23 protein-coding genes are annotated in these 25,676 nt (G+C 58.4%); 12 read left to right on the top strand and 11 right to left on the bottom strand.

Annotated elements, in window-relative coordinates:
- Positions 1–25 precede the first annotated feature (25 nt).
- The 6 genes from MOQ06_RS12710 (at position 26) to MOQ06_RS12685 (ending at position 6,276) form a co-directional block, all read left to right on the top strand.
- Complete coding sequence (locus tag MOQ06_RS12710; protein ID WP_003858972.1) at positions 26–358, top strand: YbaB/EbfC family nucleoid-associated protein; 333 nt, start codon at positions 26–28, stop codon at positions 356–358.
- Positions 358–963 (top strand): recombination mediator RecR, encoded by a 606-nt coding sequence (gene recR / locus MOQ06_RS12705; RefSeq protein WP_006809843.1) that lies wholly within the window; start codon positions 358–360, stop codon positions 961–963. The genes MOQ06_RS12710 and recR overlap by 1 nt, the downstream gene beginning before the upstream one ends.
- A gap of 110 nt (positions 964–1,073) precedes the next feature.
- A complete protein-coding gene (gene htpG / locus MOQ06_RS12700; RefSeq protein ID WP_148420317.1) occupies positions 1,074–2,948 on the top strand; it encodes a molecular chaperone HtpG in 1,875 nt (624 codons plus the stop codon).
- Positions 2,949–3,177: 229 nt separating this feature from the next.
- The gene (gene adk / locus MOQ06_RS12695; RefSeq protein ID WP_022647279.1) at positions 3,178–3,822 is read left to right on the top strand and encodes an adenylate kinase; all 645 of its coding nucleotides are present in this window, start codon (positions 3,178–3,180) and stop codon (positions 3,820–3,822) included.
- A 124-nt stretch (positions 3,823–3,946) separates the two neighbouring features.
- Positions 3,947–4,909 carry a ferrochelatase gene (gene hemH / locus MOQ06_RS12690; RefSeq protein ID WP_148420318.1) on the top strand — a complete coding sequence of 321 codons (963 nt, stop codon included), beginning with the start codon at positions 3,947–3,949 and terminating at the stop codon, positions 4,907–4,909.
- Positions 4,910–4,971: 62 nt separating this feature from the next.
- Positions 4,972–6,276 carry an inosine/guanosine kinase gene (locus MOQ06_RS12685; protein WP_148420319.1) on the top strand — a complete coding sequence of 435 codons (1,305 nt, stop codon included), beginning with the start codon at positions 4,972–4,974 and terminating at the stop codon, positions 6,274–6,276.
- A gap of 115 nt (positions 6,277–6,391) precedes the next feature.
- Here the strand turns inward: MOQ06_RS12685 and ybaL are convergent, their stop codons facing one another.
- Both ybaL and MOQ06_RS12675 read right to left on the bottom strand, forming a co-directional pair.
- On the bottom strand, positions 6,392–8,068 hold the full coding sequence (gene ybaL, locus MOQ06_RS12680; protein WP_148420320.1) for a YbaL family putative K(+) efflux transporter: 1,677 nt from the start codon (positions 8,066–8,068) through the stop codon (positions 6,392–6,394).
- Positions 8,069–8,300: 232 nt separating this feature from the next.
- Positions 8,301–9,509: an MFS transporter gene (locus MOQ06_RS12675; RefSeq protein ID WP_242173374.1), complete on the bottom strand. Its 1,209-nt coding sequence runs from the start codon at positions 9,507–9,509 to the stop codon at positions 8,301–8,303.
- Positions 9,510–9,673: 164 nt separating this feature from the next.
- Here MOQ06_RS12675 and ushA point away from each other — a divergent pair, with 164 nt between their 5' ends.
- Positions 9,674–11,326 carry a bifunctional UDP-sugar hydrolase/5'-nucleotidase UshA gene (gene ushA / locus MOQ06_RS12670; protein WP_242173372.1) on the top strand — a complete coding sequence of 551 codons (1,653 nt, stop codon included), beginning with the start codon at positions 9,674–9,676 and terminating at the stop codon, positions 11,324–11,326.
- Between the two features lie 230 nt (positions 11,327–11,556).
- Here the strand turns inward: ushA and ybaK are convergent, their stop codons facing one another.
- From ybaK to copA, 3 genes are all read right to left on the bottom strand, one after another.
- Entirely contained in the window at positions 11,557–12,036 is a 480-nt protein-coding gene (gene ybaK / locus MOQ06_RS12665) for a Cys-tRNA(Pro)/Cys-tRNA(Cys) deacylase YbaK (protein WP_242173370.1), read from the bottom strand.
- A gap of 200 nt (positions 12,037–12,236) precedes the next feature.
- The gene (locus MOQ06_RS12660; protein WP_242173368.1) at positions 12,237–13,031 is read right to left on the bottom strand and encodes a TraB/GumN family protein; all 795 of its coding nucleotides are present in this window, start codon (positions 13,029–13,031) and stop codon (positions 12,237–12,239) included.
- A 50-nt stretch (positions 13,032–13,081) separates the two neighbouring features.
- Complete coding sequence (gene copA, locus MOQ06_RS12655) at positions 13,082–15,580, bottom strand: copper-exporting P-type ATPase CopA (protein ID WP_242173366.1); 2,499 nt, start codon at positions 15,578–15,580, stop codon at positions 13,082–13,084.
- Between the two features lie 108 nt (positions 15,581–15,688).
- Between copA and cueR the strand changes: the two genes are divergently transcribed.
- Positions 15,689–16,099 carry a Cu(I)-responsive transcriptional regulator gene (gene cueR, locus MOQ06_RS12650; protein ID WP_242173364.1) on the top strand — a complete coding sequence of 137 codons (411 nt, stop codon included), beginning with the start codon at positions 15,689–15,691 and terminating at the stop codon, positions 16,097–16,099.
- On the opposite strand, the gene MOQ06_RS12645 is transcribed toward cueR, so the two are convergent.
- The 3 genes from MOQ06_RS12645 to MOQ06_RS12635 all read right to left on the bottom strand — a co-directional run bounded on the left by MOQ06_RS12645 (position 16,096) and on the right by MOQ06_RS12635 (position 18,468).
- A complete protein-coding gene (locus tag MOQ06_RS12645) occupies positions 16,096–16,548 on the bottom strand; it encodes an NfeD family protein (RefSeq protein WP_193355938.1) in 453 nt (150 codons plus the stop codon). The two genes, cueR and MOQ06_RS12645, sit on opposite strands and share 4 nt — an antisense overlap.
- Positions 16,545–17,459, bottom strand: a complete 915-nt coding sequence (locus MOQ06_RS12640) for an SPFH domain-containing protein (RefSeq protein WP_148419404.1) — start codon at positions 17,457–17,459, stop codon at positions 16,545–16,547. The genes MOQ06_RS12645 and MOQ06_RS12640 overlap by 4 nt, the downstream gene beginning before the upstream one ends.
- A gap of 154 nt (positions 17,460–17,613) precedes the next feature.
- Entirely contained in the window at positions 17,614–18,468 is an 855-nt protein-coding gene (locus tag MOQ06_RS12635) for a hypothetical protein (RefSeq protein WP_242173362.1), read from the bottom strand.
- A 142-nt stretch (positions 18,469–18,610) separates the two neighbouring features.
- On the opposite strand from MOQ06_RS12635, the gene fetA reads away from it, so the two are divergent.
- On the top strand, positions 18,611–19,282 hold the full coding sequence (gene fetA / locus MOQ06_RS12630) for an iron ABC transporter ATP-binding protein FetA (protein ID WP_242173358.1): 672 nt from the start codon (positions 18,611–18,613) through the stop codon (positions 19,280–19,282).
- Positions 19,275–20,057, top strand: a complete 783-nt coding sequence (gene fetB, locus MOQ06_RS12625) for an iron export ABC transporter permease subunit FetB (protein WP_242173355.1) — start codon at positions 19,275–19,277, stop codon at positions 20,055–20,057. The genes fetA and fetB overlap by 8 nt, the downstream gene beginning before the upstream one ends.
- Positions 20,058–20,097: 40 nt before the next feature.
- Here the strand turns inward: fetB and MOQ06_RS12620 are convergent, their stop codons facing one another.
- Genes MOQ06_RS12620 through tesA form a run of 3 tightly spaced genes read right to left on the bottom strand, consistent with a single transcriptional unit; the run spans position 20,098 to position 22,433 of the window.
- The gene (locus MOQ06_RS12620; RefSeq protein ID WP_148419400.1) at positions 20,098–20,952 is read right to left on the bottom strand and encodes a co-chaperone YbbN; all 855 of its coding nucleotides are present in this window, start codon (positions 20,950–20,952) and stop codon (positions 20,098–20,100) included.
- Positions 20,953–21,010: 58 nt separating this feature from the next.
- The gene (locus tag MOQ06_RS12615; protein WP_242173352.1) at positions 21,011–21,820 is read right to left on the bottom strand and encodes an SDR family oxidoreductase; all 810 of its coding nucleotides are present in this window, start codon (positions 21,818–21,820) and stop codon (positions 21,011–21,013) included.
- On the bottom strand, positions 21,801–22,433 hold the full coding sequence (gene tesA, locus MOQ06_RS12610; RefSeq protein WP_148419398.1) for a multifunctional acyl-CoA thioesterase I/protease I/lysophospholipase L1: 633 nt from the start codon (positions 22,431–22,433) through the stop codon (positions 21,801–21,803). Before tesA ends, MOQ06_RS12615 begins: the two co-directional genes overlap by 20 nt.
- Between tesA and ybbA the strand changes: the two genes are divergently transcribed.
- Together ybbA and ybbP are read left to right on the top strand one after the other, a co-directional pair.
- Positions 22,404–23,090, top strand: coding sequence for a putative ABC transporter ATP-binding protein YbbA (gene ybbA, locus MOQ06_RS12605; protein ID WP_242173350.1), 687 nt, complete (start codon positions 22,404–22,406; stop codon positions 23,088–23,090). The genes tesA and ybbA overlap by 30 nt on opposite strands.
- Positions 23,087–25,501, top strand: coding sequence for a putative ABC transporter permease subunit YbbP (ybbP, locus tag MOQ06_RS12600; protein ID WP_242173348.1), 2,415 nt, complete (start codon positions 23,087–23,089; stop codon positions 25,499–25,501). Before ybbA ends, ybbP begins: the two co-directional genes overlap by 4 nt.
- The last annotated feature ends 175 nt before the right edge of the window (positions 25,502–25,676 follow it).

Raw genomic sequence — 25,676 nt, 5'->3', positions numbered from 1 at the left:
TTAACGTGAAAGAAGAGAGAAGCCTATGTTTGGTGGAAAAGGCGGTCTGGGTGGCCTGATGAAGCAGGCTCAGCAGATGCAGGAAAAAATGCAGAAGATGCAGGAAGAGATCGCTCAGCTGGAAGTCACGGGCGAATCCGGTGCCGGTCTGGTCAAGGTGACCATCAACGGTGCGCACAACTGCCGTCGCGTTGAAATTGACCCAAGCCTGCTCGAAGACGACAAAGAGATGCTGGAAGATCTGGTTGCAGCCGCATTCAACGATGCCGCTCGCCGTATCGACGAAACCCAGAAAGAGAAAATGGCCTCTGTTTCCAGCGGTATGCAGCTGCCGCCGGGCTTTAAGATGCCATTCTGATGCAAACCAGTCCGCTGCTCACGCAGTTAATGGAAGCGCTGCGCTGCCTGCCGGGCGTTGGCCCGAAGTCGGCGCAGCGCATGGCGTTTACGCTATTGCAGCGCGACCGCAGCGGCGGGATGCGCCTGGCGCAGGCTCTGACCCGCGCCATGTCAGAGATTGGTCACTGTGCGGACTGCCGTACCTTTACCGAGCAGGACGTGTGTAACATCTGCACGAACCCGCGCCGTCAGGAAAACGGCCAGATTTGCGTGGTGGAGAGTCCGGCGGACATCTACGCCATTGAGCAAACCGGGCAGTTTTCCGGCCGCTATTTCGTGCTGATGGGGCATCTCTCCCCGCTGGACGGCATCGGCCCGGACGATATCGGTCTCGATCGCCTGGAACAGCGCCTTGAATCGGAAACGATCAAAGAGGTGATTCTCGCCACCAACCCAACGGTGGAAGGGGAAGCCACGGCCAACTATATCGCCGAGCTGTGCGCGCAGTACGGCGTTGACGCCAGCCGCATCGCCCACGGTGTGCCGGTTGGCGGTGAGCTGGAGATGGTCGACGGCACCACGCTGTCGCACTCTCTGGCCGGACGCCATAAGATTATTTTCTGACCAAACGGAGGCTGCGCGCGCGGCCTCCGCTTGAAAATTTCCCCCCTTATCCCCATCTCTCACTCAACGTTTTACAACCCCATTAAATGGCATTGTTGAGGTCGACTTAGATGAAAGGACAAGAAACCCGTGGTTTCCAGTCAGAAGTAAAACAGCTTCTGCATCTGATGATCCATTCCCTGTATTCCAACAAAGAAATTTTCCTGCGTGAGCTGATTTCCAACGCCTCCGATGCGGCGGACAAGCTACGCTTCCGCGCGCTGTCCAACCCGGATCTGTATGAAGGCGACGGCGAGCTGCGCGTGCGCGTCTCTTTCAATAAAGAGAACCGCACCCTGACCATTGCCGATAACGGTATTGGTATGAACCGCGACGAGGTGATCGACCATCTCGGGACCATCGCTAAATCCGGCACCAAAGCGTTCCTCGAGTCCATGGGCTCTGACCAGGCGAAAGACAGCCAGCTGATCGGCCAGTTCGGCGTTGGCTTCTACTCGGCGTTCATCGTGGCGGACAAAGTCACCGTGCGCACCCGTGCGGCGGGCGATAGCGCCGAGAACGGCGTGCTGTGGGAATCCAAAGGGGAAGGCGAATACACCGTTGATGACATCACCAAAGCGGATCGCGGCACCGAAATCACCCTGCACCTGCGTGAAGGCGAAGATGATTTCCTGAACGACTGGCGCGTGCGCTCCATCATCAGCAAATATTCCGACCACATTGCGCTGCCGGTAGAGATTGAAAAACAGGAAGAAAAAGACGGTGAAACCGTGGTTTCCTGGGAGAAAATCAACAAGGCCCAGGCGCTGTGGACGCGCAGCAAGTCTGAGATTAAAGACGAAGAATACAACGAGTTCTACAAGCACATCGCCCACGACTTTACCGATCCGCTGACCTGGAGCCACAACCGCGTGGAAGGCAAGCAGGAGTACACCAGCCTGCTCTATATCCCTGCGCAGGCGCCGTGGGACATGTGGAACCGCGATCACAAGCACGGCCTGAAGCTGTACGTGCAGCGCGTGTTCATTATGGACGACGCCGAGCAGTTCATGCCGAACTACCTGCGCTTTGTACGTGGCCTGATAGATTCCAACGATCTGCCGCTGAACGTCTCCCGTGAAATTTTGCAGGACAGCACCGTCACCCGTAACCTGCGTAACGCCCTGACCAAGCGTGCGCTGCAGATGCTGGAAAAACTGGCGAAAGACGATGCGGAAAAATACCAGACCTTCTGGAAACAGTTCGGCCTGGTGCTGAAAGAAGGCCCGGCGGAAGACACCGCGAACGTGGAGGCTATCGCTAAGCTGCTGCGCTTCGCCTCTACGCACAACGACTCCTCCGCGCAGACCGTGTCGCTGGAAGAGTACGTCTCCCGCATGAAGGAAGGGCAGGAGAAGATCTACTACATCACTGCCGACAGCTACGCGGCAGCGAAGAGCAGCCCGCATCTGGAGCTGCTGCGTAAGAAAGGCATCGAAGTGCTGCTGCTTTCTGACCGCATCGACGAATGGATGATGAACTACCTGACCGAGTTCGACGGTAAATCCTTCCAGTCCGTTGCCAAAGCCGACGAATCTATCGACAAGCTGGCGGACGAGGTGGATGAAAGCGCGAAAGAAGCCGAGAAGGCGCTGGAGCCGTTCGTTGAGCGCGTGAAAACCCTGCTGGGCGACCGCGTGAAAGAGGTGCGCTTCACGCACCGTCTGACCGATACCCCGGCCATCGTCACGACCGATGCGGATGAAATGAGCACCCAGATGGCGAAACTGTTCGCCGCGGCGGGCCAGGCGGTGCCGGAAGTGAAATATATCTTCGAGCTGAACCCGGATCATCCGCTGGTGAAACGCGCGGCGGATACTCAGGACGACGCGCGCTTCGCCGAGTGGGTTGAACTGCTGCTGGATCAGTCTCTGCTGGCCGAGCGCGGCACGCTGGAAGATCCTAACCTGTTCATTAAACGTGTGAATGCGCTGCTGCTGGCGTAATTCAACACCTGCCCCTCACCCTGGCCCTCTCCCCAAAGGGGAGAGGGTATAATCGTCCCCTCTCCCCTTTGGGGAGAGGGTTAGGGTAAGGGGGCATTCTCGCACTCCCCCAAATAATCTCCCCCCGTTAACCGTTTCAGCTTCCCCGCCTTCCTTGAGCGATACCCGTTCTGGTGGTATTGTTTAGCGCTTTTGAAAAATTGAATCGACATTTGAGGGGATTTTCGCAATGCGTATTATTCTGCTTGGCGCTCCGGGCGCGGGTAAGGGAACTCAGGCTCAGTTCATCATGGAGAAATACGGTATTCCGCAAATCTCTACCGGTGACATGCTGCGTGCCGCTGTTAAATCTGGCTCCGAGCTGGGCAAACAAGCTAAAGACATCATGGACGCAGGCAAGCTGGTAACCGATGAACTGGTTATCGCGCTGGTTAAAGAGCGCATTGCGCAGGAAGACTGCCGCAACGGTTTCCTGCTGGACGGCTTCCCGCGCACCATTCCTCAGGCTGACGCCATGAAAGAAGCGGGCATCAACGTGGACTACGTGCTGGAGTTCGACGTGCCGGACGAGCTGATCGTTGACCGTATCGTTGGCCGCCGCGTGCACGCTGCCTCTGGCCGCGTTTACCACATCAAATTCAACCCGCCTAAGGTTGAAGGCAAAGACGACGTGACCGGCGAAGAGCTGACCACCCGTAAAGACGATCAGGAAGAGACCGTGCGTAAGCGCCTGGTGGAATACCATCAGATGACCGCTCCGCTGATCGGCTACTACTCCAAAGAAGCGCAGGCGGGTAACACCAAATACGCAAAAGTTGACGGCACCAAAGCCGTGGCTGACGTACGTGCAGAGCTGGAAAAGATCCTCGGCTAACTGCATCCCTCTCACCCGGACTCCCGGGTGAGAAAAATTCTCATCTTACCTATTACAGCAATGGGTTTCGTTTAAACGCATTTCCGCTACAATTGACAACCTATCAAATGGTTAAGAGGCGTGAATGAGTCAGGCGAAAACCGGCATCCTGCTTGCCAATCTGGGTACCCCAGAAGCACCTACTCCAGCGGCGGTAAAACGCTACCTGCGACAATTTTTAAGCGACACGCGCGTCGTGGATACGCCAAGGCTGCTGTGGTGGCCACTGCTGCGCGGCGTCATTCTGCCGATTCGTTCGCCGCGCGTGGCAAAGCTCTACCAGTCCGTGTGGATGGAAGAGGGCTCGCCGCTGATGGTCTACAGCCGTCGTCAGGAGAAAGCGCTGGCCGCCCGCCTGCCGGACATGCCCGTAGCCCTCGGCATGAGCTACGGCAAGCCCTCACTGGAGAGCGCCGTAGACGCGCTGCTGGCCCAGGGCGTTGAGCATATTGTGGTGCTGGCCCTGTATCCGCAGTACTCCTGCTCCACGGTAGCGGCAGTCTGGGACGAACTGGCCCGCATTCTGGCGACCCGTCGCCGTATTCCGGGGGTTACCTTTATTCGCGACTACGCTGATAACGAGTTGTATATTAAAGCCCTTGCCAGCAGCGCGCGCGCGTCGTTTGAAAAACACGGCGAGCCGGATCTGCTGCTGCTCTCCTATCACGGCATTCCGCAGCGTTTCGCTAATGAAGGGGACGATTACCCCCAGCGCTGTCGCGATACCACCCGCGAGCTGGTGTCCGCCCTCGGCCTGCCGCCGGAGAAGGTGATGATGACCTTCCAGTCGCGCTTTGGGCGCGAGCCGTGGCTAACCCCGTACACCGATGAAACCCTCAAGATGCTGGGCGAGAAGGGCGTGAAGCATATTCAGGTGATGTCGCCGGGCTTCTCGGCGGACTGTCTGGAAACGCTGGAGGAGATTGCCGTCCAGAACAAAGAGTTCTTCATGGAGGCTGGCGGAACGAAATACGAGTATATTCCTGCGCTTAACGACTCCCCTGAACACATTGACATGATGGTGTCGCTGGTCACCACCAGCCGCTGATCGCGTTAACGGCCGGGTTTGTGCTACCATTCCCGGCCCGTATTCAATGCACAGTTCAGACCATGAAATTTCCCGGTAAACGCAAGTCCAAACACTATTTCCCTGTCGATGCCCGCGATCCGCTGCTTCAGCAAATTCAGCCAGAAAGCGAAACCAGCGCTGCCTGGGTGGTCGGTATCGATCAGACGCTGGTGGATATTGAAGCCAAAGTGGATGATGCGTTTGTCGCACGTTACGGTCTGAGCGCCGGGCACTCGCTGGTGATTGAGGACGACGTTGCCGAGGCGCTGTACCAGGAGCTGGTGCGCGAAAATCTCATTACCCACCAGTTTGCCGGCGGAACCATCGGCAACACCATGCACAACTATTCCGTACTGGCTGATGACCGCTCGGTCCTGCTCGGCGTGATGTGCAGCAATATCGAAATCGGTGGCTATGCCTACCGCTACCTGTGCAATACCTCCAGCCGTACCGATCTGAACTATCTGCAGGGCGTTGACGGGCCGATTGGCCGCTGCTTTACGCTGATTAGCGATTCTGGCGAACGTACCTTTGCCATCAGCCCGGGCCATATGAACCAGCTGCGCGCTGACAGCATTCCTGAAGAGGTGATTGCGGGCGCGTCTGCACTGGTGCTGACCTCCTATCTGGTGCGCTGCAAGCCGGGCGAGCCGATGCCGGAAGCGACCATGAAGGCGGTAGAGTATGCGAAGAAATACAACGTGCCGGTGGTGCTGACGCTGGGCACGAAATTTGTCATCGCCGACAACCCGGAGTGGTGGCAGGCCTTCCTGAAAGAGCACGTCTCCATTCTGGCGATGAACGAAGAAGAAGCCGAAGCGTTGACCGGCGAGAGCGATCCGCTGCTGGCGTCTGATAAGGCGCTGGACTGGGTGGATCTGGTGCTCTGCACTGCCGGCCCGGTCGGGCTGTACATGGCGGGCTTCACGGAAGAGGAGAGCAAACGCAAAACCCAGCATCCGCTGCTGCCGGGAGCGATTGCCGAATTTAACCAGTACGAGTTCAGCCGCGCCATGCGTCATAAGGACTGCATCAACCCGCTGCGCATTTTCTCCCACATCGCACCGTACATGGGCGGACCTGAGAAGATCATGAACACCAACGGCGCGGGCGATGGCGCGCTGGCCGCGCTGCTGCACGACATTACCGCTAACGCCTACCACAAAACTAACGTGCCAAACTCCAGCAAGCACCGGTTCAGCTGGCTGACCTACTCCTCGCTGGCGCAGGTGTGTAAGTACGCGAACCGCGTGAGCTATCAGGTGCTGAACCAGCATTCGCCGCGCTTAACGCGCGGACTGCCGGAGCGGGAAGACAGCCTCGAAGAGGCGTACTGGGACAGGTAAAAGAAGACCCCTCACCCTAACCCTCTCCCCACAGGGGAGAGGGGATAGCACAGAGCCGTCTTTTCTCCCTCGCCCCTGTGGGGAGAGGGCGGGGTGAGGTGACCCGCCGCAAAACCTAACCCGTCACCGCCTCAGCAACCGGCGGTTTCGCCAGCAGCGTCAGCATCGTGTTCGCGATCTCACGCTCGCCCATCACCACCTGATTCGCGCCGCGCTCGGTAATGTACTCCACTTCGTCGTCATAATGGGCGCGGGCAATAATCTCAATATTCGGGCATTTCTCTCGCGCCGTGGCCACAATCTCGCCGGCCTCATAGCCGTTCGGAATGGTCAGCAGCAGCCAGCGGGCGCAGTCGAGGTGCGCGAGATTCATAATCTCTTCGTTCGCCGCATTGCCGAGCACCGCGCGGATACCGCGCTCGCGCAGCTCGTCCACGCGGGTACGGGAGGTTTCAATGACCACCAGCGGAATACCCTGCTCGATTAGCTTCTCACCCAGCAGGCTGCCGACGCGGCCAAAACCGACCAGCAGCGCGTGGTTGCAGATATCCACGGGGATCTGCTTCTCCTCCTCGATTGCCTCTTCCAGGGTCTGCTCTTCGAGGGTTTCGGTCTTCTCGAGGTATTTCTCCAGCAGGGCAAACAGCACCGGGTTGAGCATGATGGAGAGGATCGCCCCCGCCAGCACCAGGTTTTGTCCCGCCTGCGGCAGCAGGTCTAACGCCATACCCAGACCGGCCAGAATAAAGGCAAACTCGCCAATCTGTGCCAGGCTGGCGGCAATGGTCAGCGCCGTGCGCGGCGAGTGGCCGAACATCCGCACCAGGAAGAAGGCGGCAGCGGACTTACCAAAGATGATGATCGCCAGCGTGCCCAGCACGGCCAGCGGCTGCTGGATAAGCACCATCGGGTCAAACAGCATCCCGACGGAGACAAAGAACAGCACCGCAAACGCATCACGCAGCGGCAGGGTGTCATGCGCGGCGCGGTGGCTCAGCTCGGATTCGTTCAGCACCATCCCGGCAAAGAACGCGCCCAGCGCGAAGGAGACGTCAAACAGCTCTACGGCGCCAAAGGCAATACCCAGCGCCAGCGCAAGGACGGAGAGCGTAAATAGCTCACGCGAACCGGTGGCGGCGCTGCGGGACATGATCCACGGCACCAGACGGCGGCCCACCAGCATCATGATGGCGATAAACGCGACAACCTTACCGATGGTAATGCTCATATCCAGCGCCAGCGAGGCGAAGCCGACGTTGTCTTTTTCCATCATTCCGGCGACGGCGGGCAGCAGCACCAGCGTCAGCACCATCACCAGATCTTCCACAATCAGCCAGCCTATCGCGATTTGTCCGCGCTGGCTGTCTATCAGCTGCCTCTCTTCAAGCGCGCGCAGCAGCACCACGGTACTGGCGGTTGAAAGACACAGCCCAAATACGATACCGGTCATCAGCGACCAGTCCAGCACCGCGGAAAGCGCCATCCCCAGCAGCGTCGCTACCCCTATCTGAGCGATAGCTCCCGGTATGGCGATCGACTTTACCGCCATCAGATCCTTGAGTGAAAAATGCAGACCTACGCCAAACATCAGCAGGATCACGCCTAATTCCGCCAGTTCAGGTGCCAGCTTGGTATCTGCCACGAAACCGGGCGTGAAGGGCCCCGCCAGTACACCCGCTAACAGATAGCCGACGAGAGGGGAGATACGCAGTTTGTTGGCAATCATGCCGAGAATAAAAGCGAGCACAAGTCCACCAACAATGGTGGTAATAAGCGGTGTGGCGTGGTGCATTCCGTCTCCTTTCGTGGTGAGTGATCCATTTTTGGCGTAAATACCAAAAAGCCGAGTAATAGTTTATGACAATTTTTACGCTTATGTTTATGAATAATTGTTGAAATCAGAATAAAAGAGCAATAAGCGTGAAAAAGGGCAGGTTTTGGTAAATTTGCAGAGGGGAGGGAGAGGAAAGCCTTATGGCATCAGGTTATCCGGCTGCCAAAGTTTAACTTTGGCAGCCGGGAAATCACGCTTTATGACGGTTGTCAGGCAGGAATATGGTCAACATCCCCAGAAGTGGCAGGAAAGCGCAGATTTTGTAAACCAGGAAGATGTTGGTATGGTCCGCAACCATCCCTAACACAGCGGCTCCAAGGCCGCCCATGCCAAAGGCGAAGCCGAAAAATAGCCCGGAAACCATACCGATACGTCCCGGCAGCAGCTCCTGCGCGTAAACCAGAATGGCTGAGAAGGCCGATGCCAGTATAAATCCAATGATCACCGTTAAAATGCCGGTCCATTCCAGGCTGGCGTACGGTAAAACAAGCGTAAACGGCGCAACGCCGAGGATAGAGCCCCAAATCACATATTTACGCCCAATTTTATCTCCCACGGGCCCGCCAATCACCGTGCCTGCCGCCACCGCAAACAGGAAGGCAAACAGGTGAAACTGAGCGTTTTGTACCGATAATCCGAATTTTTGCATCAGATAGAAGGTGTAATAGCTGCTGATGCTCGCCATGTAGAAATATTTGGAGAAAATCAGCACCAGCAGCACGCTGACCGCGAGGATCACCTTATTGCGCGGGAGCGGATTGACGACCTTCGCCACCGGCTTACCCTTGTTAACGCGATGCTGTGCGGCATACCAGCGGCTGATTTGCGCCAGGACGACAATCGCCAGCAGCGCGGCCAGCACAAACCACGCGACGTTGCCTTTACCGTAAGGGGCAATAATCACCGCCGCCAGCAGGGGGCCTAAGGAGCTGCCAAAGTTGCCGCCCACCTGGAACAGCGACTGCGCCAGCCCGTGCCGCCCGCCGGAGGCCATCCGCGCCACGCGGGACGATTCCGGGTGGAATACCGATGAACCGGTTCCCACCAGCGCCGCGGCAACCAGCACCGCCTCAAAGCTGCCCGCCATGGCCAGCAGCACCAGCCCGCTCAGGGTAAAGCACATGCCGATGGGCAGCGACCACGGCATCGGGTATTTGTCCGTCCAGTAGCCCACCACCGGCTGCAGCAGCGAAGAGGCGAGCTGGAAGGTCAGGGTGATCATGCCGATCTGTACGAAGGTTAAGGAAAACTCGGACTGCAACAGCGGATAAATCGCCAGAATCAGCGACTGGATCATGTCGTTGAGCAGATGTGAGAGACTGATGGCGCCTAAGACCTTAAAGGAGGTGCGCGACGCCGGAGCGCCCTGGACGGGCTGGGTTGATTCACTGATTGCCATAAATACCACGTCGATTTGTTATTAGAGATGCAGGGTGTAATTATTATCCGACTAACATACCCGTCCGTGACATTTGAAGAAAGTCGCAATTCTGAAAACTTATTTGTCTATTCTTGTGAGTCACTGTAATTTTTGCGTTTGTCTATTGGTCAGGGAGAGAGAAGATGAAGTTAATGAAGCGTGGCGTCGCGCTGGCGCTCATCGCCGCATGGGGGCTGGCAAGCCTGCCCGCTCAGGCGTATGAAAAAGATAAAACCTATAAAATAACCATTCTGCATACTAACGATCATCACGGCCATTTCTGGCGCAGCGAATACGGTGAATATGGCCTGTCGGCGCAAAAAACGCTGGTGGACGGCATTCGCAAAGAGGTGGCGGCCCAGGGTGGCAGCGTGCTGCTGCTGTCGGGCGGGGATATCAATACCGGCGTACCGGAATCCGACTTACAGGATGCGGAGCCTGATTTCCGCGGCATGAATTTAATCGGTTACGACGCGATGGCCGTCGGAAACCACGAGTTTGATAATCCGCTGAGCGTATTGCGCCAGCAGGAGAAGTGGTCCAAATTCCCGTTCCTCTCCGCCAATATTTATCAGAAAAGCACCGGCGAACGCCTGTTTAAGCCCTGGGCGCTGTTCAAGCGTCAGGATCTGAAGATTGCGGTTATCGGATTAACGACCGACGACACGGCTAAAATTGGCAACCCTGAATATTTCACCGATATCGAATTCCGTAAACCGGCGGACGAGGCGAAGCTGGTTATTCAGGAATTGCAGCAGAATGAAAAACCGGACGTGATTATCGCCACCACCCACATGGGGCACTACGACAACGGTCAGCACGGCTCTAACGCGCCGGGCGACGTGGAGATGGCGCGCAGCCTCCCGGCTGGCTCGCTGGCGATGATTGTGGGCGGTCACTCTCAGGATCCGGTCTGTATGGCCTCTGAGAACAAAAAGCAGGTGGATTATGTGCCGGGCACGCCGTGCGCGCCGGATCGTCAGAACGGGATCTGGATTGTGCAGGCCCACGAGTGGGGCAAATACGTTGGCCGCGCGGATTTCGAATTCCGTAACGGCGAGATGAAGCTGGTGCACTATCAGCTCATCCCGGTCAATCTGAAGAAAAAAGTGACCTACCCGGACGGCAAAAGCGAGCGCGTGCTTTATACCCCGGAAATCGCTGAAAACCAGCAGATGCTCTCCCTGCTGACGCCGTTCCAGAGCAAGGGTAAAGCGCAGCTGGATGTGAAGATCGGTACGCTTAACGGTCGCCTGGAAGGCGATCGCAGCAAAGTCCGCTTTGTGCAGACCAACATGGGGCGTCTGGTGCTGGCCGCGCAAATGGCGCGCACGAATGCGGACTTCGCCGTGATGAGCGGCGGCGGTATCCGCGATTCCATCGAAGGCGGAAACATCACCTACAAAGACGTGCTTAAAGTGCAGCCGTTTGGCAACGTGGTGGTGTATGCGGATATGAGCGGGAAAGAGGTCATTGACTACCTCACAGCCGTGGCGCAGATGAAGCCGGACTCCGGGGCGTATCCGCAGTTTGCTAACGTCAGCTTCGTGGCGAAGGACGGCAAGCTCAACGATCTCAAAATCAAAGGCGAGCCGGTCGACCCGGCGAAAACCTACCGTCTGGCAACGCTAAGCTTTAACGCCACCGGCGGCGATGGTTATCCGCATATTGATAACAAACCGGGCTTCGTGAATACCGGCTTTATCGATGCGGAGGTGCTGAAGCAGTATATCCAGCAAAATTCCCCGATTGACGTGAACGCGTACGAGCCGAAGGGCGAGGTGAGCTGGCAGTAGCGTTGTGCGGCCTGATGCCCTCACTCCAACCCTCTCCCACCGGGCTGAGGGATCCCCACAAAATAATGCCTGCACGGAGGACCCCCTCTCCCTTGAGGGAGAGGGCTGGGGTGAGGGGGAACATATGGTTGTAGAGGTAATTCCGTTCACTTTAAATTCCTTGCTACTCTTTAACGGCATGACTTGTGAACGTGCCATGGCGGCTCAAACGCCACCACCGGGCAACGTTCTCAATCCCGGCGCGCGATATCCGCAAATTGCGCGTCCAGCATTTTCGCCAGATCGCCGGCGGCCAGCTCGATATCCAGCCCGCGTTTGCCGCCAGAAATATAGATCATCTCAAATTCCTGTGAAGGGGCATCGATCAGCGTCGGCAGGCGTTTTTTCTGCCCCAGAGGGCTGATGCCGCCTACGAGGTAGCCGGTGGTACGTTGCGCAACCGTCGGGTCCGCCATATCCACCTTTTTCGCACCCAGCGCCTTGGCGACTTTCTTCAGGTCAAGCTGTCCGGCGACGGGTGTTACCGCCACGGCGAGGTGCTTCATGTCCCCGTTCACCGCGACCAGCAGCGTTTTATAAACCCGGTCCGCGTTCAGCCCCAGCTTGCGCACCACTTCATCACCAAAGTTGGTTTCGTTCGGATCGTGATCGTAGGTGTGGATCCGGAAAGTAATGTTGTTTTTTTCGAGTAATTTAACGGCGGGAGTCATGGCTATCCTTCCTGCGACAGACGATTAATGCCAGCAGCATACGCCTGACGTTTGTCTAAAAAATAGCACCATCTTGCGCAATAGTATTGGCAGTGATGGTCACTTTGAGCGACAATCGGCTCAACCGAAGGTCACTTCGGCATAATAAAAACGATGAAATTCCTCTTTGACGGGCCAATAGCGATATTGGCCATTTTTTTTTATTTCAGCAGCGACGGCAGGTTCCCTTCTCCGTACAAATGCAGCGCGCCAACCGCGACAACATAGTGACCGGCAGGCAGGGCGTGCAGCGTTTCCCGCCATGCGCGGTTGCGCGCGTTCATCAGTACGTCATACAGCGATTCGCTGAACGTCGACGGTAGCGCAAGCCTGCTTCCCGTGGGCGGTGCATCCAGCCACCAGCCAATCATCGTTTGCAGCAGACGCGCGTTGGTGTGCCAGTGGGTCAGGGTGTCATCCAGCAGCATCAGGCCGTCATCGGGAAGCTGTCGCAGGAGAGCGATCTGGCTGTCCGTGCCTTCCAGTTCGATGACCGGGAGGTTGCGCGCCCTTGCCGCGTTAAGCAGCTGATAGTCTATTCCGTAATCGCCGCGTAGCCCAAGGCGCTGTGCCTGTGTCGCCTGCAACACCATGGCAATTTGCCACAGGGGCAGGGTGTCGAGCATGGAGAGCGAGACCCCGGTTTCGTCCGCGAGGCGCGTCAGTTCGCTAAGCTGCGCTTCGCTGAGGCGTTCCGCAAGAGGGCGGTCGCTCTCCAGCCCCGCAAACGGTGACTCATGACCCGATATATCGGCCTCAACGACCAGCGCGTCGGCATTCCTGAGCAGTTTTATCAGGCCGGCTGGCAGCGGGGACATGTCCTGCGTGCCCATATGGATGCTGCCAACGAGGTGCAGATGTTGCCCGCCGGGAAGAGAGATATCCATACCGGGCCAGGGATAGCGACGAGGGAAAAGGGCGCGACACGATGCTTTTATACGATTAAACAGACCCATACGCGCTCCATGAACGGAAAGGTTCATGCTAGCGCGTAGGAGAACTAGGTTCAATCCTTCGGTTTAAACCGCAGCAGACGGTTGGCGTTACTCACCACGGTAATTGACGAGAGCGCCATCGCCGCACCCGCAACCACCGGGTTTAGCAGGGTGCCGGTCAGCGGCCACAAAATGCCGGCAGCAATCGGAATGCCCAGCGAGTTATAGACGAACGCTCCGAGCAGGTTTTGCTTCATGTTGCGCAACGTGGCTTTCGATATCGCCAGCGCATCCGCCACGCCCATCAGGCTGTGGCGCATCAGGGTTATCGCGGCAGTTTCAATGGCGACGTCGCTCCCGCCACCCATGGCAATTCCCACGTCAGCCTGAGCCAGCGCCGGAGCGTCGTTGATGCCGTCACCCACCATCGCCACCTGACGACCTTCGTCCTGCAGCTTCCTGATGGCATCCGCTTTGCCATCCGGGAGTACGCCAGCGATTACCTCGTCAATGCCTGCTTCTTTGGCGATGGCGTTAGCGGTGGTCGGATTATCGCCGGTCAACATCACCAGGCGGTAGCCCGCACGATGCAGGCGCTGAAGGGCGTCCACGCTGTCCTGGCGTAGCGGGTCGCGCACGGCAAGCAGCGCCGCCGCCTGACCATCAATCGCCAGCAGAACCGGCGTCGCGCCCCGAGAAGCCTGGGCGTTCAGCTCATCTTCGAACGCGGACGTATCAACACCTTTTTCATTCAGCAGCGCCTGATTACCCAGCAGCAGCGCGTGCCCTTCGGCTTCACCGCTGATGCCTGAACCTCGCAGCGTGCGGAAGTTGCTTACCTGCGGCAGGCGGATAGTTCCGGCCTTCTCCGCGATGGCGCGGGCCAGCGGGTGGCTGGAACCTTGCTCCAGCGCGGCGGCAAGGCGCAGCGCGTCAGCCTCCGGGAAGCCAGCGGTTTTTACCGCCACCACCTGCGGCTTGCCTTCGGTCAGCGTACCGGTTTTATCAAAGACAATCGTATCCAGCGTGCTCGCCCGCTGCAGCGCATCGGCATCACGGACCAGCACGCCAAACTCGGCGGCGCGCCCGACGCCAGAGATAATCGACATCGGCGTTGCCAGGCCAAGCGCGCAGGGGCAGGCGATGATCAGCACCGTGGTGGCGATTACCAGGGTGTAGACAATCTGCGGTGCCGGGCCGAAGAAATACCAGATTGCCGCGCTCAGCAGGGCAATACCGACTACCACCGGCACAAAAATGGCGGAAATTTTATCGGCAAGCTGACCAATCTCCGGCTTGCTGCTCTGGGCCTGGCGGACCATGCGAATGATGCGCGACAGGGTAGTGTGGCTACCGACGGCGCTGGCGCGGAACAGCACGCTGCCGTCCTGCACCACCGTACCCGCATGCACCGCGTCGCCCTGCGATTTTTGCTGAGGAACGGGTTCCCCGGTCAGCATCGCTTCATCAAGCCACGCGTCGCCCTGGGTGATTTCACCGTCAACGGGCACGCGGTCGCCGGTGGTCAGGCGCAGCGTCATACCCGGCTGTACCTGGGCGAGCGGCACGCTTTGCTCCCCGTCGTCCGTCACCACGCGGGCCGTCGGCGGGGTTAAATCGAGCAATCTTTCCAGCGCCTTCGACGAGCGCTGACGAGCGCGCGCTTCCAGCATATGGCCCAGGTTAATCAGGCCGATAATCATCGCGCTGGCTTCATAATAGAGATGGCGGGCTTCCATCGGGAACCACTGGGGCCAGACGTTTACGCTCATCGAGTACAGCCAGGCGGCGCCCGTTCCGAGCGCGACCAGCGTATCCATCGTCGCCGTGCGGTTTTTCAGGCTTTTCCAGGCGCTGGTATAAAAATGGCCGCCTGCAAATACCATCACCGCAAGGGTAATGAGGCCAATCACCAGCCACAGCGTGCGGTTATTAGCGGTGACCATCATGTTGTCACCCATCATGCCCCACACCATCACCGGGATACCCACCAGCAGGGCGACAATCGCCTGCCAGCGGAAGCGCTTCATGGTAGCAATAGCCGTTTCCTGCTGGCGCTCGCGGCGCTCGGCATCGTCTTCGATGGCCTCAGCCCCGTAGCCCGCTTTTTCCACGGCCTGCACTAAATCTGCGGCGGAGGCACTGCCCATCACCAGCGCGGTGCGCTCCGCAAGGTTTACCCGTGCCTGTGCGACGCCCGGAACCGCCTGAAGGGCATTCTGTACGCGTGAAACGCAGCTGGCGCAGCTCATGCCGTTGATCAGCAGCTGTTGGCTGTCATCAATATCATCCGCTGCCGGAAGCTCAGGAGTGGCCGCTGTCAGTGCTTCCGACGGGGATGATGACTCTGCCAGCGGTTTAGCCTTTGGGTGGCTTAACTCCGCCCCGTAACCGGCCTGCTTAATGGTATCAATCAGGGCGTCGGCGCTGGCGCTGCCGGTTACGGCGGCACGATCGATAGTCACCTCTGCGCTTTCGACGTCAGGACGCTGTTCCAGGCTTTCTTTAACGCGTTTGACGCAGTGGCCGCAGGAGAGGCCATCCAGCGTCAGGTCAATAGTGTGAGACATAACAAAACTCCCGTATAATAGTCTGGTCAGTTGTTGACCGGAGTAACGCTTTTCGCTAACTGTTATGAAGGTTAAACCTTCCATCAAGGGGAAGGTCAAGGGGGAAATGTGAATATCAGTGATGTTGCGAAAAAAACCGGCTTAACCAGCAAAGCGATTCGCTTTTATGAAGAAAAAGGGCTGGTGACGCCACCGTTGCGCAGTGAGAACGGCTACCGCAGCTATACGCAACTGCACCTTGATGAACTGACGTTACTGCGCCAGGCAAGACAGGTGGGGTTTAACCTCGAAGAGTGCGGCGAGCTGGTTAACCTGTTTAACGATCCGAAGCGCCACAGTGCCGACGTGAAAAAACGCACGCTGGAAAAGGTGGCGGAGATCGAACGCCACATCCTCGAGCTACAGGCGATGCGCGAACAGCTGCTGCAGCTGGCTGAATCCTGCCCGGGGGACGACAGCGCCGAATGTCCGATTATCGATAATCTTTCCGGCTGCTGCCATCGTAAAACGCATGCTTAACAGGCCTTAACCCGCAGGGTTATCCCTTCCACCGCAATGACCTCAACCCGCGTTCCGGCGCTGAGGTCATCGTCGGCCATCACCGGCCACGAGCTGTCGCCCACGCGCATATGGCCGCGTCCGTTGATCAGCGCGGTATCGAGCGTAAACCGTTTACCCACGATCTGCTGCCCGCGCTGGTTGAGATGCGCATCGACCGGTTTCTGCGCCTGTACCCGTTTGTTCAGCCAGCGCCACCACAGCCAGGCGGCCACCAGCGTCAGGCCGGCAAACAGGGCGCCCTGCCACTCCCAGCCGACAGGCAGCAGCCAGACGAGCAGCCCGGTAATCACCGCGGCAACGCCGCTCCAGAGCAGGTAACCGTTGCCGCCAAGCATCTCGGCGGCCAGCAGCAGGCCGCCAAGGCTTAGCCAGAACGCATGAGGATGTGCAACGATGAGCTCAATCATTTTTTACGCTCGTTTCCGCTGTCTTTGATCAGCTCGGTAATCCCCGCGATAGAGCCCATCAGGCTGCTGGCGTCCAGCGGCATCATCACCACCTTGCTGTTGTTCGCGGAGCCAATCTCCTTCAGCGCATCGGTATATTTTTGTGCGACGAAGTAGTTCACCGCCTGAATGTCCCCGGCGGCGATCGCCTCTGACACCATCTGCGTGGCGCGCGCTTCTGCTTCTGCCGAACGTTCACGCGCTTCCGCCTGCAGGAAGGCGGACTGCCGCTCGCCCTCGGCTTTCAGGATCTGCGACTGTTTTTCCCCTTCCGCTTTGAGGATCTCGGCCTGACGCACCCCTTCGGCTTCCAGAATATAGGCACGCTTGGTGCGCTCGGCCTTCATCTGGGCGTTCATGGAGGCGATCAGCTCTGCCGGTGGGCGCACGTCGCGGATCTCAATGCGGGTGACCTTAATCCCCCACGGATTGGTTGCCTGATCGACAATATGCAGCAGGCGGGTATTAATGCTGTCGCGCTGGGAGAGCATCTCATCCAGCTCCATCGAGCCAAGCACGGTACGGATGTTGGTCATCGTCAGGTTGACGATGGCCAGCTCCAGGTTGCTCACCTCATAGGCCGCTTTCGGCGCGTCAATGACCTGAATAAAACAGACCGCGTCGATGGTGACGTTGGCGTTATCCTTCGAAATGACTTCCTGGGAAGGGATATCCAGCACCTGCTCCATCATGTTGATCTTGCGGCCAATTCGGTCCATGAACGGGACGATCAGGCTTAACCCAGGCTGAAGGGTGGTGGTATAACGGCCAAAACGCTCAACGGTCCACTGGTAACCCTGCGGAACAATCTTGACGCCTGCGCCGACGATAACCAGCGCAACGAAAATAAGTACGGGTATAACGATGAGCATAAAAACCTCCTGTTTTGCATGCTGTAACGAGAAAAACGGCGTAATTGTTGAACGTAAGTATATCGGCTAACGGGCTGGATTTCGCCCCTGTAAAGAGGTGGGAACCGGACTGGTAAAAATAAAACGCCCCGCCCGGAGAGCAGGGCGCAGAATATTAGTTTTCTGAGTGGGTGTAGCTGAAGTCGGTGATAAACCCGTCACCGGCGTCAGCGATGGCTTTCGATAACCCCTGATAGTATTTTTCCAGCCCAATGGCCTCTATCTGCCGGATCTGCTCACGAATGGGGGCGCAAAACAGGATTGCATTACCCGCGCCGACGCGTTTGTTATTGGGCGGCAGATCCCCCGCGATCGCCTTAAACCAGGTTCTGATCCCCTGCTTTAAGCTGTGCGGTGCCCTGGCGAGATCCTCCCGGCCGGTCAGCACCTGTAGGGTCGGAAATTCGTTAGCGTTAACGGCCGCTTTCATACGCGCGAAGAACGCGGTGAAAAGCTCGAATGAGCCGAGATCCGTAACGCGAGGCTTGGTGGTTTTGCCGTTTTTATTCCCCATTTTTCCGGCAGGCGCCGCGGGTGCCGGCACCACGTTGACCTTATGCAGGTCCAGACCAAACAACAGGTTGCAGTGCGCGCGGCGCTCTTTGAGCGGGTAGGACATCAGCACCTCGATAAACTCGGTCGCCTTTACCTCGGCCAGGTCATGGTTGATCAGCCACTGGGAGCGGGCAAATTCCGCAGGCGTGACGAACCAGTCCGGCACGTCGGTAAAACGCCTGGATTTACCCTTGCCGTCAAATTCCAGAAAGTAGGCCCCGTCATCGAAAGCAAAATAGCAGTTCTTAAAGCTGCCAATCGTGGTGTTGACGATGAGCGCCTTCTTAACAAAATCGACCACCTCTGCACCCATAACAAAACGCGTGAGTTCCGAAGAATTGATGACTTCCATTAATGTTTCGACATCAGGAACGCCTGGCTTCAGGGAAGAAAACTCGTAAAAGATATGTGTCATGCGGCTTACTACCTGTAGTGATAGAGGTGACAATTAGCAAACAAAAAGTTTAACACTAGCCATAGCTTAAGGCTATTCGCACTGTGAACCTGAAAGGATTATGCTACAGGCTGTTCATACAAAAGCGGTTAATGGAATCGGAATGGATAATAAAAAAAATCTTCTGGATATCAGGGACGTTGGGTTTCGCGTGGGGGACAACACGATCCTTCAGCACGTCGATTTTTGCCTTTCACCGGGTGAGTTCAAGCTTATTACCGGGCCATCCGGCTGCGGCAAAAGTACGCTCCTCAAAATCGTGGCGTCGTTACTGAGCCCAACGGAGGGAACGATCCTTTTTGAAGGCAAGGATATCGCTACGCTTTCACCGGAACGCTATCGCCAGCAGGTGTCCTACTGCGTGCAAACGCCGTCGCTGTTTGGCAATACGGTTTACGACAATCTGATTTTTCCCTGGCAAATCCGCAGCCAAACGCCTGAACCTGAGAAGTTTACCGCCGATCTGGCCCGGTTTGGGCTTTCGAAGGAGACGCTGACCAAATCGATCAATGACCTGTCGGGCGGGGAAAAGCAGCGCGTATCGCTGATCCGTAACCTGCAGTTCTTGCCGAAGGTGCTGTTGCTGGACGAGATCACCAGCGCGCTGGATGACGCCAACAAGCGCAACGTCAACGTCATTATTCATCGCTACGCCCGGGAACAGCATATTGCCGTGCTCTGGGTGACGCACGATTCTAACGAAATTACCCATGCGGATGACGTCATCACGCTCGTGCCGCAGGGCGGAAAAATGCAGGAGGCTGGCCGTGGGTGAGCATAATATAACGAACGAATCGCTGGCGCTGTCGATGGTGCTGGTGCTGGTGGCGATTGTGGTGAGCTACCGGGAAAAGCTGGGGCTGGAAAAAGACATCCTGTGGAGTATCGCCCGCGCGGTGATCCAGCTCATAATCGTTGGCTATGTGCTGAAATACATCTTCAACGTCAACAATGCGGTGTTGACCCTGCTGATGGTGCTGTTTATCTGCTTTAACGCGGCGTGGAATGCGCAAAAGCGCAGTAAATACATCGATAAAGCCTTTATCTCTTCGCTTATCGCCATTACTACCGGAACCGCATTAACGCTGGTCGTGCTGGTACTGTCCGGATCGATCGAGTTTACCCCGATGCAGGTGATCCCCATTTCCGGGATGATTGCGGGTAACGCGATGGTAGCGGTGGGGCTGTGCTACAACAACCTGGGGCAGCGCTTCAGCAGCGAGCAGCAGCAGCTTCAGGAAAAGCTGAGCCTGGGGGCAACGCCGAAGGTGGCCTCGGCGCAATTGATCCGCGACAGCATTCGTTCATCGCTGATCCCAACCGTGGATTCCGCAAAAACGGTGGGGCTGGTGAGCTTACCGGGGATGATGTCAGGGCTGATTTTTGCCGGCATCGATCCGGTCAAAGCGATTAAGTATCAAATTATGGTGACGTTCATGCTGCTCGCAACGGCGAGCCTGTCGACGATCGTTGCCTGCTACTTAACCTATCGGAAATTCTACAACTCACGTCACCAGCTGGTGGCGTCATCGTTGAAAAACGAGCGGTGAGGGGGGCCCGGTAAGCGCGAGCGCTACCGGGCATTCGGCATCAGTACAACAGCGCGTACAGCTGACGACGATACTTCGACGCCAGCGCGTCGCCGGTGCCGAGCGCGGCCAGGATATCCTGGAATACCTTACGCGCCTGCCCGTCTGCGGCGGCCAGATCCGTTTGCAGATGGCCGAACAGCAGGGCCAGCGCCTCTTCGTTGCGGCCGACCTGATGCAGCTGGAGCGCAAGCTGGCTTGCCAGCGCGGCATCCGCCGGATTATCCGCCACCTGCTGCTGGAGCTGCTGAATTTCCGGGGTATCGGCCGCCTGCTTCAGCAGTTCAATCTGCGCCACCAGCCCCTGATAACGGGTGTCCTGATCCTGCATTGGCACCGTTTTCAGAACCGCTTCCGCGTCTTCCGGGCGGTGCAGCGCAATCTGGGTCTCAGCCAGCAGCAGACCAATCTGGCTGTTCTGATTCGACAGCTGCCACGCGTCTTTTAACAGCGGCAGCGCCTCGTCGTATTTACCTTCCTGCATCAGCGCCATGGCTTCCTGCGCCTTCAGCTCTTCTTCGCGCGGCAGGACTTTGTCCAGCAGGGCGCGGATCGCCTCTTCCGGCTGCGGCCCCTGGAAGCCGTCGACCGGCTGCCCGTTCTGGAACAGGTAAACGGTTGGGATCGCACGAAGGCCAAACTGGGAGGCCACCATCGGCTCGGCGTCGCAATCCAGCTTCGCCAGGATGAACTGACCACCGTATTGCGCTGCAAGGCTTTCCAGGACTGGCGTCAGCTGCAGGCAGTGTTGGCTGCGTTCAGACCAGAAGTAGAACAGCACCGGTGTAGTCATCGACTGTTCGAGCGTCTGTTGCAGGTTAGCTTCAGTGATGTTGACGATATTCTGTACGGACATGCGGCATTCTCTTTTGTCGGTTTACTCTTTACATGGGGGTAAGCGTCGTCGCTTCAACTCAACCCTGCAAAATTTTGTCCATCATCCGTCCCGGCAGCAGGCGTTTTAACCAGCCGACGGCATGGGTCACCAGCGTGACCGGATAGCGCATTTTTGGGTTGTCGCTCTCGAAAGCGTGGCGCACTTTGGCGACAACCGCTTCCGGCCCAAGCGTAAAACGCGCGGCAATACCGGGGTTTTCGACCGGTTTGTCCGCCTGCGTCTGGTTAACGTTTTCCGTAAAGCGGGTGCGGATGGGGCCTGGCTCAATCAGGCTGACCCTGATGCCGCTGTGGCGCAGCTCCATGCGCAGCGCATCGGACCACGCTTCAAGGGCATACTTGCTGGCAGCGTAAGCGCCGCGACCCGGCGTGGAGATCAGGCCCATGACCGAGGAGGTCATCACGATTCGCCCTTCGCCGTGCGGCAGCATGGCGGGGAGAAGGCGCATGGTGAGCTGATGCGCGCCGAAGACGTTAGCGGAGAACTGCTGCTCCAGCTGTTCCCGTGAGAGGGTCTGTAGCGGACCGTACACGCCGTAGCCCGCGTTGTTGAACAGGCCGTAAAGACGGTTGTTGGTCAGGGCGATGACCTCATCGGCGGCCTGGTCCACGCTCTCTGGCGAATCCAGATCCAGCAGGATGCCGGTAAGGCCAAGCCCTCTCATGCGTTCCACATCATCGGGTTTGCGGCAGGCTGCCAGCACCCAAAACCCCTGACGCTTCAGTTCAAGGGCGCTTTCAAGGCCAATTCCGCTGGAACATCCTGTTATTAAGACCGATTTTTGCATAACTTTACCTGTCAGGTTCTCAGCTGTTTGACGAGTCATGTTTTACTAAAGGTGCCAGCCGGGTTGCCATCCAGTCGGCAATAAACGGCTGGGCATCGCGATTGGGGTGAATGCCATCGTCCTGCATCCACTGGGGCTTGAGGTAGACCTCCTCCATGAAAAATGGCAGCAGCGGAATATCAAACTCTTTGGCAAGCTTAGGATAGATAGCGCTAAACGCCTCATTATACCGACGGCCGTAGTTAGCGGGCAGGCGAATTTGCATCAGCAGCGGCCGGGCGTTAGCGGCCTTAATCGTCTGCAGAATGGTACGCAGCGTTTGCTCCGTCTGCTGCGGCTGGAAGCCGCGCAGGCCGTCGTTGCCGCCCAGTTCAACCAGCACCCATCGCGGTTGATGCTGCTTAAGCAGGGCAGGCAGGCGCGATAAGCCCTGCTGCGACGTATCGCCGCTGATGCTGCCGTTAACGACAGACGTCCGGGACTGCCATTTGTCATTGAGCAGGGCGGGCCAGGCCGCACTGGCGGCCATGCGATAGCCCGCGCTCAGGCTATCGCCCAGAATCAATAACGTGTCCGCAGCCGCCGCGCGGAAGGTCATCAGCATCAAAAACAGGAAGGGCAAATGCCAGCGGAAAACATTGTTGAAGTTCATCGTCTTAAGAAGTCCGTCGGTCAGGGAGAACACGAGCTTTCCATCCTCACCGGAGTTGAACTCGTTGTCAAACGTGCCGAAACCATCGCCCTCATTGGTGAATCCGGTTCCGGCAAGTCCACGCTGCTGGCGATCCTGGCCGGTCTGGACGACGGCAGCAGTGGGGAAGTGAACCTTGTCGGCCAGCCCCTTCATGCGCTGGATGAAGAGGCGCGCGCCGCGCTGCGTGCCCGGCATATCGGGTTTGTGTTTCAGTCCTTCATGCTTATCCCAACCCTGAACGCGCTGGAAAACGTCGAGCTGCCGGGCCTGCTGCGCGGTGAAAACACCCGTGAAAGCCGCGACCACGCCAGAGCGTTGCTGGAACAGCTGGGGCTTGGGAAACGTCTCGACCACCTTCCGGCGCAGCTTTCCGGCGGTGAGCAGCAGCGCGTGGCGCTGGCCAGGGCGTTCAACGGACGCCCGGACGTGCTGTTTGCCGATGAGCCTACGGGCAACCTCGACCGCAAAACCGGCGACAGAATTGCCGACCTGCTGTTTTCGCTCAACCGCGAACACGGCACCACGCTGATTCTGGTCACCCACGATCCGCAGCTGGCCGCCCGCTGCGACCGCCGCCTGCGGCTGGTGAACGGTATTCTTCAGGAGGAAGCATGATTGCCCGCTGGTTCTGGCGCGAATGGCGCTCGCCCTCGCTGCTGATTGTCTGGCTGGCGTTAAGCCTGGCGGTAGCCTGCGTGCTGGCGCTCGGCAGCGTCAGCGACCGCATGGAAAAAGGGCTCAGCCAGCAGAGCCGGGAATTTATGGCCGGGGACAGGACGCTGCAAAGCTCTCGCCCCGTGCCGCCGGGCTGGATCGAGGCAGCGCGCAAGGAGGGGCTGAAGGTAGGGGAGCAGATCACCTTCCAGACCATGACCTTCGCCGGTGATACGCCGCAGCTTGCCAGCGTGAAGGCCGTGGACGACATCTATCCGATGTACGGTGAATTACAAACCAGCCCGCCGGGGCTAAAACCCACCTCCGGTACGGTGCTGCTGGCATCGCGCCTGATGGCGCTGCTGAACCTCAAGCCCGGCGACAGTATCGACGTTGGCGACGCAACCCTCAAAATTGCCGGGGAGGTAGTGCAGGAGCCCGACTCCGGGTTTAATCCGTTCCAGCTCGCGCCGCGTCTGCTGATGAACACCGCCGACGTGGCGAAAACCAGTGCCGTTCAGCCGGGAAGCCGCGTTACATGGCGCTATAAGTTTGGCGGCACGCCTGCGCAGCTGGAGGCGTATGAAAAATGGCTCCTGACCCAGCTCAAGCCGGAACACCGCTGGTACGGGCTGGAGCAGGATGAAGGGGCGCTCGGCAAATCCCTCGAACGTTCTCAGCAGTTCCTGCTGCTGTCCGCACTGCTGACCCTGCTGCTGGCCATAGCGGCCGTTGCGGTGGCGATGGGGCACTACTGCCGCAGCCGTTACGATCTGGTGGCGATCCTCAAAACCCTCGGCGCGGGACGTGCGCAGCTGCGCAGGCTGATCGTCGGCCAGTGGCTGATGGTGCTGGCGCTGTCGGCCGTTACCGGCGGGGCGATAGGGCTGCTGTTTGAAAAGCTGCTGATGGTGCTGCTCAAGCCGGTGCTGCCCGCCGCGCTGCCCCCGGCCAGCCTCTGGCCGTGGCTCTGGGCCATCGGCGCGATGACGGTGATCTCCCTGCTGGTGGGGTTACGCCCGTACCGGCTGCTGCTCGCAACGCAGCCGCTGCGGGTGCTGCGCCGCGATGTGGTGGCGAACGTCTGGCCGCTGAAGTTTTACCTGCCGGTGATTATTGCGGTGGCGGTCGGGCTGCTGGCCTGGCTGATGGGCGGCAGCACGCTGCTGTGGGCGGTGCTGGCGGGCGCGGTGGTGCTGGCGCTCCTGTGCGGCGCGCTGGGCTGGCTGCTGCTCAGCCTGCTCAAAAAGCTGACCGTGAAATCGCTTCCCGTGCGGCTGGCGGTGAACCGTCTGCTGCATCAGCCGTGGTCCACCCTCAGCCAGCTTTCGGCGTTTTCGCTGTCGTTTATGCTGCTGGCGCTTCTGCTGGTGCTGCGCGGGGATCTGCTGGACCGCTGGCAGCAGCAGCTTCCGCCGGAAAGCCCGAACTATTTCCTGATCAACATCGCTCCTGAGCAGGTGACGCCGCTGAAGGGCTTCCTGTCCGAGCATCACATTATTCCCGAGTCGTTCTACCCGATCGTGCGTGCCCGGCTGACGCAGATCAACGGCCAGTCGACGGAGGGAAATAAAGATGAGTCGCTCAACCGCGAGCTGAACCTGACCTGGCAGGCGAAGCGGCCGGACCACAACCCGATTGTCGCCGGCAGCTGGCCGCCTGAAGCGGGAGAAGTCTCAATGGAGGAGGGGCTGGCGACGCGCCTGAACGTGAAGCTGGGGGATACCGTGACCTTTACCGGCGACACGCAGGACTTCAGCGCCAGGGTTACCAGCCTGCGCAAGGTCGACTGGGAAAGCCTGCGGCCTAACTTCTTCTTCATCTTCCCGCCGGGCGCGCTGGACGGGCAGCCGCAGAGCTGGCTGACCAGCTTCCGCTGGGAAAACGGCAACGGCATGCTGACGCAGCTCAACCGGGAGTTTCCGACGGTGAGCCTGCTGGATATCGGCGCGATCCTCAGGCAGGTCGGGCAGGTGCTGGAGCAGGTGAGCCGAGCGCTGGAGGTGATGGTGGTGCTGGTGACGATCTGCGGCGTGCTGTTGCTGCTGGCGCAGGTGCAGGTCGGCATGCGTCAGCGTCACCAGGAGCTGGTGGTCTACCGCACGCTGGGCGCGGGCAAGCGACTGCTGCGCGCCACGCTCTGGAGCGAGTTTGCCCTGCTTGGGCTGGTGGCGGGCCTGGTGGCGGCCATCGGCGCGGAAACTGCGCTGGCGGTGCTCCAGTCGAAAGTGTTCGACTTCCCGTGGGAGCCTGACTGGCGGCTGTGGCTCACGCTCCCTGTCTGCGGCGCCGTTCTGCTGTCCCTGTGCGGCGGCTGGCTCGGTACGCGCCTGTTAAAAGGAAAAGCGCTGTTCCGCCAGTTTGTGAGCTAGTTTACCCTCGTGATGGTTACGCGCCGGCTTATGTGCTGGTGCGTAACCCTTTAACGGCACAAATCGTTAATCACCCTACGTTTAGTAGCACAAAACATTAAAAACCCGCCCACACAGTGCGAATATTTCCGGTTAATATTCACCAGCTAAATATTTAGCAGCGTGTCTATCAAGG

The organism is Enterobacter sp. I4 (assembly GCF_022669095.1).
Taxonomy (GTDB): Bacteria; Pseudomonadota; Gammaproteobacteria; order Enterobacterales; family Enterobacteriaceae; genus Enterobacter; species Enterobacter pasteurii.
The sequence above is the reverse complement of the archived record's forward strand: the minus strand, read 5'-3'. Positions and strand labels throughout refer to the sequence as shown.